The organism is Acidiplasma sp. (genome assembly GCF_038728925.1).
Lineage (GTDB): Archaea > Thermoplasmatota > Thermoplasmata > Thermoplasmatales > Thermoplasmataceae > Acidiplasma > Acidiplasma aeolicum.
The window spans coordinates 1-13,252 of the sequence record NZ_JAVYSZ010000021.1 but is presented as its reverse complement, the minus strand read 5'-3'; the positions used below and the strand labels follow the sequence as shown (position 1 = coordinate 13,252).

General features: G+C 34.8%; 18 protein-coding genes. 9 read left to right on the top strand and 9 right to left on the bottom strand.

All coding sequences use genetic code 11. The features are described from left to right. From QXW15_RS07245 to QXW15_RS07235, 3 genes are all read left to right on the top strand, one after another. Window positions 1–343 (top strand): DUF6015 family protein (locus QXW15_RS07245; protein ID WP_342790232.1); only part of this gene is annotated, 343 nt, incomplete at its 5' end. Between the two features lie 165 nt (window positions 344–508). Next, window positions 509–1,267 (top strand): nicotinamide mononucleotide deamidase-related protein, encoded by a 759-nt coding sequence (locus QXW15_RS07240; protein ID WP_048101518.1) that lies wholly within the window; start codon window positions 509–511, stop codon window positions 1,265–1,267. 23 nt (window positions 1,268–1,290) lie between these two features. Beyond that, window positions 1,291–1,767, top strand: a complete 477-nt coding sequence (locus tag QXW15_RS07235; protein ID WP_048101519.1) for a DUF2240 family protein — start codon at window positions 1,291–1,293, stop codon at window positions 1,765–1,767. Here QXW15_RS07235 and QXW15_RS07230 read toward each other — a convergent pair. The 3 genes from QXW15_RS07230 to QXW15_RS07220 are packed head-to-tail and all read right to left on the bottom strand — an operon-like array spanning window position 1,753 to window position 3,693. Continuing rightward, on the bottom strand, window positions 1,753–2,811 hold the full coding sequence (locus QXW15_RS07230; protein ID WP_287950521.1) for a N2,N2-dimethylguanosine tRNA methyltransferase: 1,059 nt from the start codon (window positions 2,809–2,811) through the stop codon (window positions 1,753–1,755). The two genes, QXW15_RS07235 and QXW15_RS07230, sit on opposite strands and share 15 nt — an antisense overlap. Next, entirely contained in the window at window positions 2,789–3,334 is a 546-nt protein-coding gene (locus QXW15_RS07225; protein ID WP_048101521.1) for an NTPase, read from the bottom strand. Before QXW15_RS07225 ends, QXW15_RS07230 begins: the two co-directional genes overlap by 23 nt. Before the next feature lie 2 nt (window positions 3,335–3,336). After that, entirely contained in the window at window positions 3,337–3,693 is a 357-nt protein-coding gene (locus tag QXW15_RS07220) for a dihydroneopterin aldolase family protein (RefSeq protein ID WP_048101522.1), read from the bottom strand. Window positions 3,694–3,804: 111 nt separating this feature from the next. Here QXW15_RS07220 and QXW15_RS07215 point away from each other — a divergent pair, with 111 nt between their 5' ends. From QXW15_RS07215 to purQ, 6 genes are all read left to right on the top strand, one after another. Then, window positions 3,805–4,620 carry a UbiA family prenyltransferase gene (locus QXW15_RS07215; protein ID WP_048101523.1) on the top strand — a complete coding sequence of 272 codons (816 nt, stop codon included), beginning with the start codon at window positions 3,805–3,807 and terminating at the stop codon, window positions 4,618–4,620. After that, the gene (locus QXW15_RS07210) at window positions 4,617–5,348 is read left to right on the top strand and encodes a geranylgeranylglyceryl/heptaprenylglyceryl phosphate synthase (protein WP_342790230.1); all 732 of its coding nucleotides are present in this window, start codon (window positions 4,617–4,619) and stop codon (window positions 5,346–5,348) included. Before QXW15_RS07215 ends, QXW15_RS07210 begins: the two co-directional genes overlap by 4 nt. Before the next feature lie 10 nt (window positions 5,349–5,358). Further along, window positions 5,359–6,345 (top strand): NAD(P)/FAD-dependent oxidoreductase, encoded by a 987-nt coding sequence (locus QXW15_RS07205; protein WP_048101821.1) that lies wholly within the window; start codon window positions 5,359–5,361, stop codon window positions 6,343–6,345. 119 nt (window positions 6,346–6,464) lie between these two features. Continuing rightward, window positions 6,465–7,610: a fructose-1,6-bisphosphate aldolase/phosphatase gene (gene fbp / locus QXW15_RS07200; RefSeq protein ID WP_054964215.1), complete on the top strand. Its 1,146-nt coding sequence runs from the start codon at window positions 6,465–6,467 to the stop codon at window positions 7,608–7,610. A gap of 66 nt (window positions 7,611–7,676) precedes the next feature. Next, on the top strand, window positions 7,677–7,826 hold the full coding sequence (locus QXW15_RS07195; protein WP_048101525.1) for a 50S ribosomal protein L40e: 150 nt from the start codon (window positions 7,677–7,679) through the stop codon (window positions 7,824–7,826). Further along, entirely contained in the window at window positions 7,816–8,604 is a 789-nt protein-coding gene (gene purQ, locus QXW15_RS07190) for a phosphoribosylformylglycinamidine synthase subunit PurQ (RefSeq protein ID WP_082180449.1), read from the top strand. The genes QXW15_RS07195 and purQ overlap by 11 nt, the downstream gene beginning before the upstream one ends. On the opposite strand, the gene QXW15_RS07185 is transcribed toward purQ, so the two are convergent. The 6 genes from QXW15_RS07185 to QXW15_RS07160 form a co-directional block, all read right to left on the bottom strand. Further along, window positions 8,593–9,156 carry an AAA family ATPase gene (locus tag QXW15_RS07185; RefSeq protein ID WP_342790227.1) on the bottom strand — a complete coding sequence of 188 codons (564 nt, stop codon included), beginning with the start codon at window positions 9,154–9,156 and terminating at the stop codon, window positions 8,593–8,595. The genes purQ and QXW15_RS07185 overlap by 12 nt on opposite strands. A gap of 3 nt (window positions 9,157–9,159) precedes the next feature. Continuing rightward, window positions 9,160–9,450: a hypothetical protein gene (locus QXW15_RS07180; protein WP_048101527.1), complete on the bottom strand. Its 291-nt coding sequence runs from the start codon at window positions 9,448–9,450 to the stop codon at window positions 9,160–9,162. Window positions 9,451–9,486: 36 nt separating this feature from the next. Beyond that, a complete protein-coding gene (locus tag QXW15_RS07175; protein WP_048101528.1) occupies window positions 9,487–10,749 on the bottom strand; it encodes an ORC1-type DNA replication protein in 1,263 nt (420 codons plus the stop codon). A gap of 92 nt (window positions 10,750–10,841) precedes the next feature. Continuing rightward, window positions 10,842–12,155 (bottom strand): folylpolyglutamate synthase/dihydrofolate synthase family protein, encoded by a 1,314-nt coding sequence (locus tag QXW15_RS07170; RefSeq protein ID WP_231563416.1) that lies wholly within the window; start codon window positions 12,153–12,155, stop codon window positions 10,842–10,844. Further along, a complete protein-coding gene (locus QXW15_RS07165; RefSeq protein ID WP_048101529.1) occupies window positions 12,145–12,756 on the bottom strand; it encodes a TenA family protein in 612 nt (203 codons plus the stop codon). The genes QXW15_RS07170 and QXW15_RS07165 overlap by 11 nt, the downstream gene beginning before the upstream one ends. A 30-nt stretch (window positions 12,757–12,786) precedes the next feature. Continuing rightward, a partial coding sequence (locus tag QXW15_RS07160; protein WP_342790226.1) for a family 1 glycosylhydrolase occupies window positions 12,787–13,252 on the bottom strand: 466 nt, incomplete at its 5' end.

Sequence of the window (13,252 nt, the reverse complement as noted above, 5' to 3'; positions counted from 1 at the left end):
AAATGAATTATTAAAGGCGCTGGACAACATATATGGTAAAAAGGGCATGTCCAGCAGGGATGTGGAGGATCTATGTGATTTTATATTATCATTTTTCGGTTATGACGATTATGTACTGGATAATGTGCTATCACCATCAGAACGTGATGTTTTTTATAATCTAGAGGAAAGCGGTATACTTTCAACACACAGGGAGGAAATATCCATAATAAAGGGAAAAACATGGAGGATAAATCAGTGGTATATAGACTCGGAAAAAATAAAAAAAATAGCAAATGAAAGGGACGATAATAAAAAGGAAGAAAATATATATGATTCAATTTTCAAGAACATGCAGCAATAGGGCATATTTAATCTGTGGAATGTCATCTCTTATTCAGGCAAATTAATTAAAATATTCAATTTTTGACATACTGGTATGTGCAAGGGTATCAGATGGCAGAATTTATTTATTTTATACCCCAATGAATTTACTATACAATTATATATTTTATTATAATAATAATTTATGAAGGCTGTTATAATTACAATAGGCAATGAAATTTTGAAGGGGAGGACAGTTAATACAAATTTTTCATTTATAGGCAAGCTGCTTACATTTTCTGGATATAATGTATCACTCGGCATTATAGTTCCAGACAATCTCGATGCAATAGCAGCTGCATTCAGAAATGCTGCCGCCTATGGTGATCTTATTATATCATCCGGAGGTCTTGGACCAACCTATGACGATATGACATTAACTGGTTTTGCAAGGGCATTTAATCTTAATTTAAAGCTTAATGAAACTGCATTTAACATGATAAAAAATAAATTTGATAAGATAACCCCTGAAAGAGAGAAAATGGCAATAATTCCTGAGGGGTCAATACCACTTAAAAATGATGCTGGCACGGCCCCCGGGGTGTACATGGAAATTGATAATAAAAAGTACATTATCCTTCCAGGGGTTCCCAGGGAGGTTGAATCAATAATGAACAACTTTATTGAGAAAATAAGAATAAAAAATTATGTTTATCTTGATGAATCCTTTACCGTAAATGGAATTATGGAAAGCTCCCTGGCACCATATATAAAAAATTTGATGAAAGATTATGGTGATATGGTTTATATAAAGACACACCCAAAGGGCAATGAGATTAAATCGCCGGTTCTTGAAATTGAGGTATCCGCATCAGGCAATGATAAAAATATGGTTCAGGAAACAATAAAAAATGTAATAAACATGATAAAAAGGGATATAGATATTTTACAGGATAAACATTAATAAAATAATATTATTATCATATAATGAATAAGGACGATGCCAGAAAATTAATTGCCATAGTGGCAGCCAAAAAACTGGAGGGGTACACAAAAAACGATTTTTTAACATCATTATCATTTAAAAGGGCTTTAATACCTCCGGATTTAATAGACAGGTTTATAGAGGGCTGTTTAAAAGATAAACTTCTTGTGGAAAAAAATGGAAAGTATATACCAAATTTTAACTCCGATGGTGTAATAGTTCCACTGGATTTTACCGTTGACCCTGACAGGCTTTTCATGGATTCCGGTGAAAGACCATTGATAGACAGGCTTCTTGATACGGCGGCTTCATCAGGCAGAATGACAAAAAAGGAGGCAATTGTGCGTGCAAAGGAACTCATCAAAAATATGAGGTACATAGATATTGAAACTGCAATTATTACAGTATTATCAGACAATAATATAGATGTAAGACAGTTTGTCCTTGAAAAGGAAAAGAACATCTTAAGAAATCAATAGTTCTGGTAACTCCCTTAGATCTGCATCGGCCTTTATGCCGGTATCTGAAAACTGTGTCCTGCCAGCCCTTATATTATTATCATTCAGTATTCTTATGGCGTCCTCCATTTTTATTGAATTAATCTTTTTTGCCCTAAATATATCAGGAAGATTTAAGAACATTAATGATAAATCATCATTTTTCATTCTGTCCAGAATTTTAAGGTACTCTGGCTCAGGGCTGTCAATTCTTATAAGGCTGTTAAAATCAATACCGTGAAGGTGGCCAAGCCACAATGGCCCCTCATCCATATCCATGTATATATCTGATATTGATTTATTTTTATTTATTTTACCTATATATGCCAGTGCCTCATCTGCCTTATTTGCTGATGAGTATATTTTAAAAATTATTCTATAATAATGAGAGTGCCATAATGAAATTAAGGGAAAGGCACCTTTATCCTGTGCTGCCGCAGCCCTGACAAAACTGGCTATGAGAAGCCTGATTCCGGACTCGTGCCTGTATGCATCATTGTTTATATATGCATTATATCTCCTTAAGGTTTTTTGTGGCATTGATCCTGTTAGGGCTGTTAAATCAGTTGCTGTAATACCTATATATCCCCTGTTTTTTACTGCCATGATTGCATCGCCAATATATGGTATTACAGACCCATATGGATCAATATCTATGTAATCAAAAAGGTATTTATTTATAACACATCTAAAGTCCGCATTAATTACCTCTGGGTCTTCACCATTTAATAGGGCATTCTGATTAATAATGTCAAAGGATTCACGGTTTAATTCAGTTATCACTGTTTTAATCCCAGCCTCCTTTAGAAAACGGATCCCACGGACCCCGGTTCCGCCAAATGCATCCAGGGCCAGGCGTGGCTTAAATGTTTTAAGAAATGATAATGTAATATCCCTGTTTAATTTCTGTGATGCATTATAAAACCCGGACTGTGCTGTGCCCGGGCCCTTAAGATTATAATTTAATGGAACCCTTAATTGTACTGCACCCTCATGTATTAATTTAAATTGATTCTTCCTCTCCATTAAGCACCTTAACTATTTTAAATGGAAGTATATTTTTATTTATTGGTGTTATATCAAAGACCCTGACGCTCTCATATGCCCTGAACTCCTGTAACACGGGATTTCTTGATTTTTTATGAAGCGTTATGATAATTTCTTTTTCCGATTTCATTACCTTTTCTATTTCATTTTTTATATTTTTAGTAGCATTTTCTATCTTTCCAAGTTCATCAATAACTATTATATCTGCCTCCTCAAGGGCCTTTTCAAGAGATGGTATCAGGAGCTCCTCAAGGGCCTTTGTATCAACACCCAGCTTGTCAACCTTTACCCTTGATACAAGGTCATACCTTGCAAATTCTATTTTTTTCTTTGTAAGTATATCAGTAATAAAATAACTGTATAATTTACCATGCTCAGATTTTTCAGACATCAGGGTGCCCTCAATAACCTTGCCATCATTCTGAAGCATTTCCATAACCTTTGCCAGCGCCTCACTTTTTATGGAGCCAACCGGCCCTGTTATACCAACCTTTATTCCCATATTTATTCCTCCAGATACATTAGCGGATAATTTAAATCCCTTAAATATTTCATTTTTGCCCTTGCAGTGCTGCCGTTATAATTTATAGTCAAATCGACCTCAAGCATGGTACCGTTTAAAGATTTATAATTGAATTTAGTATCATTTTCTGCATTTAGATTTATTTTTACTTTTACATTTTCCACAAAGGGCTGTAACATTGTAGCGCTTTCTATTGCCTTCTGGATATATTCAATGTTTGATTCATTTACCGGAATACCTGTATACTGATGATATATGGCGCCAAGTTTTATCCCGGCCTCAAATATGGCTCTTTCCCGATCTGTGCACTTAAAATATTTTGATGCCGGGTCATTCATTGAATAGTAATTACATTAAATATAATAAATGTTATTTTTTATATATTAGTTACATGTTAAAATAAATAAGAGCATAATAAAATATTTCATATAGTTAGGCATAACCATTAAATGAATCCATGGATAAGGATATTAAGACCTGTTAACGCTTTAATGGGATTTTTTTCAATATATATTATCGGATTTATAGCTGTAAATGTTATGTTTTATAAATTTTTGGTACCACTAACACTTGGGGCCATAAGTGTATTCCTCGTCACAGGCGCAGGGAATATTATAAATGATATAAGTGATCTCAACACAGATAAAATTAATCACCCTGACAGGCCATTGCCATCTGGAAAAATTACAAGGCAATCTGCCCTCACAGCATCGATTATAATTTTCATTATTGCAATAATTGTATCATCATTTATATCATATAGGATATCGCTTATAGTTTTTATTGCAGAAATGCTTCTGGTAAGTTATGAGTTTAAAACCAAAAAACTTGGACTGACAGGAAATTTTACCATAAGCCTCCTGATAGGCATGATTTTTTTATTTGGTGGTGTAATAACAGATTCATTACTAAAAATGACACTTCTTTTTTTGCTAGCATTTTTTTCAAATTTTTCAAGGGAAATTATGAAGGACATAGAGGATATAAAGGGAGATCAGGACAGAATGACATTCCCAAAAAAATATGGTATAGGGAATGCAAAAATATTATCCACCGTTTTTGTTGGAATAACAGTATCAATATCTGCTGTTCCATATCTTATTAAAATTCTTTCTGTGTACTATTTATATGCAGTTATTATAGATGACTTTATATTTATATACAGTGTGGTTATAATGAGAAAAAGTGTATCAGAGGGTCAAAAGGTGTCTAAAATAGCCATGATATTCGGCATGTTTTCATTTCTCCTGGGTGGTATTAATTGAGCGTTTATTCAGAAATACTTGAAAAATTAAAAAGCAAAAAGGTGCATATGACATTAATAGATCCCGCCTCACAAAATGTTGAAAAGGCAGCAAGTATTGCACAGAAGGCTGATAAGGCTGGAACAGATTTTTTTATGATAGGCGGGTCTACAAAGGTTTACCCAGCATTAATTGACAAAACAATTGAAGAAATTAAAAAGGTAACAGATAAAAAAATAATAATATTCCCTGGTTCCAGTGAGAGCATAAGCAAGAAGGCCGATGCCATTTATTATATGATGCTGATGAATTCCCAGAGCAATGAATTCTTAATTGGCCATCAGGTAAGGTCATCAATAATACTTAAAAAACTTGGTATTGAAACAATTTCAATGGGATATTTGATCTTTGACCCGGGCATGACTGTTGGGCGTGTTGGAAATGCCATGCTTATAAAAAGGGATGATGAAATGACAGCACTTTCCTATGCACTGGCCGCAGAGATGTTTGGATTTAAATTGCTTTACCTTGAATCGGGTTCTGGTTCACCAACACATGTTTCTGAAAATGTAATATCAAGGATTAAAAGGGAGGTTAAAATTCCGTTAATAGTTGGTGGTGGCATCAGGGATTATGAATCCGCCCATGATGTTTTATCTGCCGGTGCGGATATAATAGTTACAGGTACAGTTATAGAAAAATCTGTGGATGTATACCAGACATTAAAAGAAATTATTAATGCTTTCTGATTTACCGTTTATGGAAAAAATTGTAATTATTGGTGGAGGCATAGCGGGCGTGGCCGCGAAAACTTATAACAGGGATGCCATGCTTGTTGAAAAATCTGAATTAATGACTGTATTTCCAAGGTTAATTGATGTTGCCTCGGGCATGGATCAAAAATTTGCTGTAATAAAAAGAAATGCAGATGTATATGATGAGGTTATGGATATAGATTTTAAAAATAGGAAGGTGATTACAAAAAAAAGAAAAATTGGATACGATAAGTTAATAGTTGCTCTTGGAAAATCACAGAATTATTCATTTTTAAAGGGTAAACAGTACATATACCCAATGGCCCAGCTGAGTGATGCCATTAAATTGAGAGATTCAATTAAGAATGCAAAAAATCTTACAATAATAGGCGGCGGCTACTTGGGTGTCGAACTTGCAGGGTCGTTACATGGAGTGAATATAAAAATAATAGAGGCGGGAAAAAGATTATTGCAGGGCTTAAAGAATGAGTATCATGAAATAGCCTTAAAAAAACTTTCTGAACTCGGTGTTGATGTTCTTTTTAACACAAAGGTTATTGAGGTTAAAAAAGATTCCATAATTACCGATGCTGGTGATTTTAAATCTGATGTTTCTGTTTTTGCAGGAGGGCTCACTGGAAATTTACTGCTTAATGATCTTGACATAACAACCCTAAATTCAAAAATTGTTGTTGATAGTTATTTAAGATCTGTTGATTATGATGATGTTTATGCATGCGGTGATTCCATGGCCATTAAAAACACATTCACACCCATGTCTGCAATTATAGCAAGGTCATCAGGCATAAGGGCCATGGCAAATGCAATGGGTGAGGATTTGGAATATAAGCCGAATAATTTTGCAAACATTATAAGGGTTGGCAATTATTATTTCGGTGATTTTTTTAATTACCGTGTTAATGGCTTCATTGCAAGAATGATAAAGGAATCCGGCATTGCCATCAGCATTAATTATGCAAAAATGCTATAAAATATAATTAAAGTTTTTTAGTATTTTTTTATAAATGGGAAAATGCACTGAATATTTATTTAAAAACAGTTACGATTTATAACAAAAAATTTAATAAGTATGTTAACAATATATTAAGCATGAAGACAACCATATCACATATAAAGGCAGATATTGGAAGCTTACCAGGGCACACTGTTGTATATGAGCCGGTGGTTAATGCTGTTGATAAATACATAAAGGAAAATGGGGAATCTCTTATTTCTGATTACCATATATCACATATAGGTGATGACATACAGATAACCATGGTACATAAAATGGGTGCTGATAACCCTGAAATACATGAACTCGCATGGAACGCCTTCAAGGCCGGTACAGAGGTGGCAAAGGAGGCGGGCTTGTATGGTGCCGGTCAGGACTTGCTAAAGGATGCATTTTCAGGAAATATAAAGGGCATGGGGCCAGGAGTCGCAGAACTCGAAATTACACCAAGAAAGGCAGAGCCATTCATAGTTTACATGATGGATAAGACAGAGCCTGGAGCATTTAATTACCCAATATATAAAATGTTTGGGGATCCTTTTAACACCCCGGGTTTGGTAATAGACCCGAATATGCACATGGGATTCAAATTTGAGGTCTGGGATATATACAACGGAAAGAAGGTAATAATGTCCCTGCCTGAGGATACATATGATCTCCTTGCACTTATAGGTTCAAAGGGGAAATATGTAATTAAAAGGGTATTTACAAAGGAAACACACAGCAAGCTCCCGGACGAAAATGTTGCAGTTATAACCACTGATAAATTATCATTTATAGCCGGTGAATACGTGGGAAAGGATGACCCAGCGGGCATAGTGAGAATACAGTCCGGTCTTCCTGCATCAGGTGAGGCACTTGAACCATTTGCAAACTCATATCTTGTATCAGGCTGGATGCGTGGATCATTTAATGGACCCATAATGCCTGTTGGATTAAATAACTCAATGATGACCAGATTTGATGGTCCACCAAGGGTTGCTGCCATGGGCTTTGTGTTAAAGGATGGAAAGCTTCATGGGCCTGTAGATATGTTTAACGATGTTGCATTTGACTTTGCAAGAACAGAGGCCCTTCAGATGGCAAACTACATAAGGAAGATGGGCGTATTTGAGCCTCATAGGCTTCCTGATGAGGACATGGAATATACAGCACTTCCAAGAATACTTGAAAAACTTGCACCCAGATTTAAGAACATAGAGGATAAGGGTGCAAAGAGTGAAATGAAGCTTGAAAGATAAAAATAACTTTTTTAAATTTTTATAACAAAGTTAAAATATTCTTTTTTGATTAAGCCTTGTGATTTTATGCCTTTTCCAGAAGCAGTAGAGAGAAGATTAAATAAAAAGATATGCATGAGATGCTACGCAAGGAACTCAATAAGGGCCGAAAGATGCAGAAAATGCGGTTATACCGGTCTTAGAGTTAAATCAAAGGAGATAAAAAGTGCAAAGTGACGGTTTAAGGGCAGGAGTCCTCAGAATGGAGGGGACAAATAACGAGGAGGAAGCATATTTATCCCTCCAGCGTTCTGGCTTTATACCGGATTACATACATATTTTCGATTTAAATTCAGGTAGAAAAAATCTTCTGGATTATGATGTTTTATTAATACCGGGTGGATTCTCTGCCGGTGATTATATCAGGGCGGGTGCCATATTTGCCGCGAGGCTAAGGGCATATATAAGAGACCTCCAGAAATTTAATGATTTAAACAGGGTAATTCTTGGAATATGTAATGGATTTCAGGTTCTTAGTGAGCTTGGCATGCTTCCTGATACAGGAAATAAAATGGAAAGATCCATGGTTCTGGCAGTAAATGAATCCAACAGGTTTGAATGCAGGTATACATATTTTAATTACACATCCAGAAATAAAATATTTGAAAGTGCATTTAGGGACAGGATAATGCAGGTTCCTGTGGCACATCTTGAGGGACGCGTTTTATTCAAAAATGAAAATATACTTGATGAGGTTTTACAAAATGATCAGATATTATTTAAGTACACAAATCCTGATGGAACCGGATCAGGATATCCATGGAATCCCAATGGCTCGGTAATGGACATAGCCGGAATATCAAACGAAAATGGCAATGTAATAGGTCTGATGCCACATCCCGAACGTGTTTACTATAATTTTCAGATGATGCCTGACGGCCATGTGCATGAAAAAGGTACAGGTGAATATTTTTTTAAGGCCATATATAATTACACAAAAAAATTATTTGACTAGTTTTTTCTTTATTTCAGCGTGCCTGTTTATAATATCATTCAGTAGAATTCTTACATTTTTATGATATTCATCAAGGGTTGAATCATTTACAATCATGTAATCTGCAAGTGATATTACCTTGCCTATTCCCCATGACAGCTCCCTGCTATCCCTCTTTCGAAGGCCCTCCTGACTTTTAACATCATCCTCGCGGTCACGTTTAAGGATTCTTTCAAGCCTCTCTGATTCATTTGCAAATACAGCTATAACTATTATATTATCAAAATGCTTTTTAAAATATTCAAGCTCCTCACAATTTCTTAAACCATCAACTATTGTTATGTCCGGTTCCCTAATGTCCTCGGCTGTTCTTTTTGCCCATATATCCATACCAAAACGCTCACGCTCTGCTGATGCATACTTACCTATTGATGAATCATCCTGCTTAATATTATTTTTTAATGCATATTTTTTCACAGTATTGCCCATGTGGACATCCACAAAGCCCATGGATCTGGCAACCTTAACAAATTCATCCTTGCCGGCACCCGGCATGCCAGTAATAATTAACATTTTTCATCCAAAAATAAATCCCATGCCTTCCTTTGAATTGTTTTCGTCCTCCTTTATTTTCTCATAAATTTTTTCGGCCTTTTTCCCGCCAATTTCTTCAGATTTTCCATTGAGTATTGAATTTACCCTCTCAAAAATATCTGGAGAACCCTCAATCAAAAGTATATATGATGAATCATATCCAAATTCTGCGCCATCCTTGTACTGAACTGATTGCCTGCCAAGAACATCATCGTTAAGAACCTCGTCTATAATATTTCTGTTTTCCTTTGAGATTTCGAATACCTTAAACATGATTGTATATTGTCATATGTTTATTAAAAATTTTCATTATTTATTATTGTTCTCATTTAACCCGTCGAAATATGAGTCGAAGTTGGTTCTCAGTTTGGTCTGCTTAACTATTTTGGAACCCTGGAAGTTTATAAATGCCGGATCTTCCATAATGTATGATTTTATATTTTCTATTGACCCCATAACACGAATAAATTTGGTTCTACCATATCTCCCAAGGCTTCTGGTATTTGTTGAGAGAAGGCCAAGATCCTCAAGGTCAGTTAAAAGGTCTGATATTCTTCTCATTGTTAATGGTTGAAAACCAAGCTCGGTGCTAATGTTTTTGTAATTTTCATATATTTCACCGGTCACTGTAAGATCTGAGTCTGTTTCCTGTGTTAATGCTGCACTTAAAAGTACCATTTTTGAATGTATTGGCAGGGTTTTTATTGATTCCTTTAATATATTCATCTCAAATTTATCCCTGGCACGGTATACATCATCTGCTGTTACCAGATCCCTACCCTCCCTGAGTGCATTCTCTATGGCTATTCTTAACAAATCTATGGATTTTCTGGCGTCTCCATGTTCCTGTGCACCAAGTGCGGCACATAAATTAATGGCAGAATCATCTATAAATTCCCTTTTAATAATCCCGGATACCCTAAAATTGAGTATATCCCTTAGTTCAATTGCATTGTATGGCGGGAATATTATGCTCTCCTGATTAAGCCTGCTCTGGACCCGGGCATCAAGCCTGTTAACAAATGATGAGTCATTTGTAATTCCTATAATCGATGCGTTAACCTCAGATATAACCTTAAGTATAACATAAAGTGCATCACTGCCATTTTTCTGGATTAATTTATCTATTTCATCAAGTATTATTATTGTATATTTTCCTGATTTTTTTAATCTTCTAATTAATTCAAAATAAACGCGATCCAGTGGAAGTCCAAGAGAGGGCACCTGTGTTTCACCAATATTTATTGAGTTTATTATATTTATAAGTATGGAATACTGTGAATCATAGATTTCACAGTTTATATAAATTGAGTTTAAATTTCCTGAAACAGCCTCGGAGAGCATTGATGTAACATACAATGTTGAGGATGTTTTTCCTGATCCGGATTTTCCATATATAAGTATATTTGATGCAATTCCCCCGTTAATAATTGAGCTTAGTATTTTTGCAATTTCATTTATCTGCCTTTCCCTGTGTGGAAAGTTGTCGGGTATATATGAACTGCTTAATTTTTTAAGGTCGCCTATAACGTAATCGCTTGTTTTACTGTATTTAATAAAAGGGTTGTCCATAAATATCAGCTAATAAAATAGCTATGTATTGGATATACAAAAATATTTTTTAACTGGGTTAGTTACTGACTGTTTTATCTATTTATTTATTCTTAGATAAATGGTGCTGCTGGTGAACCTATATATTTTTTTAAAAATCCGACAAGATACATAGATCCGGTCACAAGTATATAGTCTGATGATTTAATGGCATGTTCATATGCCCTAACAGGGTCATCAATAACAGTGATGTTCTTAAACAGATTGCCTGATAATTCCTTAAGGTTTTGGGGTTGTATGGACCTTTCTGGTTCATCAGGCGTTGTAAATATAACACTGTCTGATAAACGGCTCATGACAGAAAGGTATGAGAAAACATCCTTGTCTGAGAGCATGCCTATAACAAGTAAAGGTTTTTTACCTATGATTTTTGTGTATGATTCAACAAGTGCATTTGCAGCTGGCGGGTTATGTGCGGAATCAAAAATAACCAGCGGATGGCTGTCAACAATCTCGAACCGGCCGGGCCATCTGCTTTCATATATTCCCCTTTCAACTGTATTTATATCTGGAGGATTTTCAAGTGAATTCACGGCTGCTATTGCAGTGCAGATATTTTTAACCTGAAACAGCCCTGAATTTTTTGCGTCTATATTATAGCTGCCATCAGGAGTAACTGCAGTAAATTTTATTTTTTCCATATCATATTCAAGATCTTTAACAGTGCAGTATTCAGATACACGGATTAATTTTGATTTTCTCACTGCTGCAAGTTTTTTAATCTCGGCCACAACCTCGGGCTTATCGTCAAGCAGTACAACAGGTTTTGTTTCCTTAATTATTCCACCCTTTTCATATGCAATTGATGTTAATGAGCAGCCAAGTATTCTGTAATGCTCATAGCCTATCTGGGCTATCACACTTACCTCGGGATTTATTATATTTGTGGAATCCAGACGCCCCCCAAGGCCAACCTCAACTGAAGCATAATCTGCATGCTTGTCTGAAAAATATTTAAATGCCATAACCGTTGTGGTCTCAAAAAAGGTTGGATTTCTGTATTCTTTTGCCATCTCCTCTATATAATTTTTGTTATTGTCAACAAATTTTTTTATATATTCATCAGTGATTAATTCGCGGTTAAATACAATTCTTTCATTAAAATCTATTAAATGTGGTGATGTGTAAAGTCCTGTATTATTTTTCTGCCTCAATATATTATAAATGTATGATGAAATTGAACCCTTTCCATTTGTTCCCGCTATGTGTATGCTTCTGTAATTATCCTGAGGATTGCCATTATATTCCGCAAACAGCCTTGTGGCTGTTAAATCCAGTTTAATTCCATTTCTCTTTAAATTATATAGATAATTAAGAGTATCTTCAATCATCCAGTGGTTAATGCCAAAGCCATATTTATATTCCATTATAACTGCATATCCAGTAATTTAATTCATATAATAATCCAAATTTAAAGATGTTTTTCTGCATCCCGGTTAATTCCAGATCTTTTAGTATATCAAAGTATTTTGCCGTGATTTTTATATAACCATCAGATTTATAAAAGTCAAACCAGAATGAGTATTTATCAGATTTAACATTTGAATTTTCCGCTATGTACTCATAGGACCACTGGCATGGAAGCATTGACAGCATGCCGTTATAATCTGAATCCTCTGACCATCTTATTAAATGATTTATATAAGAATATGTTGTATAATTAATTAAATCCTCAGTTATATTTTCCTTTTTTATTCCAAATTTATCCAGCATTTGAAGATGAAACACCGGTTCATCGGAACCTATTGCATCATAGAGTTCTATAATGCCATTGTTCTTTGTATTATTTTTTATTTTTGTTCCGGCCTCCTTATAATATTTTAAATATATGTCATCCTGAATAAGGTAATATTTGAATTTATCATCACTTAATGACCCATCCTGCATCTCCAGCACAAATTTTGCATTCATTATATTTTTTATTATGCCCTTTATTTCATCTGTTTTAATGTATTCTATGATGTTCATAATTAATAAGTTAAAGATTATATTTATTTTTTATTCATATGCACGGTATTTTTCATCCTCTATTCCATTATTTTTTGCCACATTTGAGTATAAATCCATGGACCCTGTATCCTTAAAGTTTATGTTATCATTTAAAATCCCATATTTATATGAAAAACCATGTGCCCATTCATAGGTATCTGTAAGCGATCTGTAAAAATATCCTTTTAAATTTATATGATAATCTTTAACTGCCTGATGCAGGGCTATTAATGTATGTTTAATGAAATCGCATCTTTTATCATCTGATTCTGTTGCAATACCGTTTTCCGTTATTATTACGGGTTTTCTGTATGTATTATATATTTCGGCTGCCACATATTTAATTCCGTCAGGATGGATTTCATGGAAATCATCGCTGCACTTAGTGCATGGTATAAAGGCAAACCGGTATCTTATATCAACACCCTCATTCTGCACATACCTTACTGGAATGCTTCCATAATATGATATGCCT

Bases quoted from the DNA above. Each gene is read 5' to 3' on its own strand.
- QXW15_RS07240 (WP_048101518.1), top strand. From the start codon at position 509: ATGAAGGCTGTTATAATTACAATAGGCAATGAAATTTTGAAGGGGAGG.
- QXW15_RS07235 (WP_048101519.1), top strand. From the start codon at position 1,291: ATGAATAAGGACGATGCCAGAAAATTAATTGCCATAGTGGCAGCCAAA.
- QXW15_RS07230 (WP_287950521.1), bottom strand. From the start codon at position 2,811: ATGGAGAGGAAGAATCAATTTAAATTAATACATGAGGGTGCAGTACAA.
- QXW15_RS07225 (WP_048101521.1), bottom strand. From the start codon at position 3,334: ATGGGAATAAAGGTTGGTATAACAGGGCCGGTTGGCTCCATAAAAAGT.
- QXW15_RS07220 (WP_048101522.1), bottom strand. From the start codon at position 3,693: ATGAATGACCCGGCATCAAAATATTTTAAGTGCACAGATCGGGAAAGA.
- QXW15_RS07215 (WP_048101523.1), top strand. From the start codon at position 3,805: ATGAATCCATGGATAAGGATATTAAGACCTGTTAACGCTTTAATGGGA.
- QXW15_RS07205 (WP_048101821.1), top strand. From the start codon at position 5,359: ATGGAAAAAATTGTAATTATTGGTGGAGGCATAGCGGGCGTGGCCGCG.
- fbp (WP_054964215.1), top strand. From the start codon at position 6,465: ATGAAGACAACCATATCACATATAAAGGCAGATATTGGAAGCTTACCA.
- QXW15_RS07195 (WP_048101525.1), top strand. From the start codon at position 7,677: ATGCCTTTTCCAGAAGCAGTAGAGAGAAGATTAAATAAAAAGATATGC.
- QXW15_RS07185 (WP_342790227.1), bottom strand. From the start codon at position 9,156: ATGTTAATTATTACTGGCATGCCGGGTGCCGGCAAGGATGAATTTGTT.
- QXW15_RS07180 (WP_048101527.1), bottom strand. From the start codon at position 9,450: ATGTTTAAGGTATTCGAAATCTCAAAGGAAAACAGAAATATTATAGAC.
- QXW15_RS07175 (WP_048101528.1), bottom strand. From the start codon at position 10,749: ATGGACAACCCTTTTATTAAATACAGTAAAACAAGCGATTACGTTATA.
- QXW15_RS07170 (WP_231563416.1), bottom strand. From the start codon at position 12,155: ATGGAATATAAATATGGCTTTGGCATTAACCACTGGATGATTGAAGAT.
- QXW15_RS07165 (WP_048101529.1), bottom strand. From the start codon at position 12,756: ATGAACATCATAGAATACATTAAAACAGATGAAATAAAGGGCATAATA.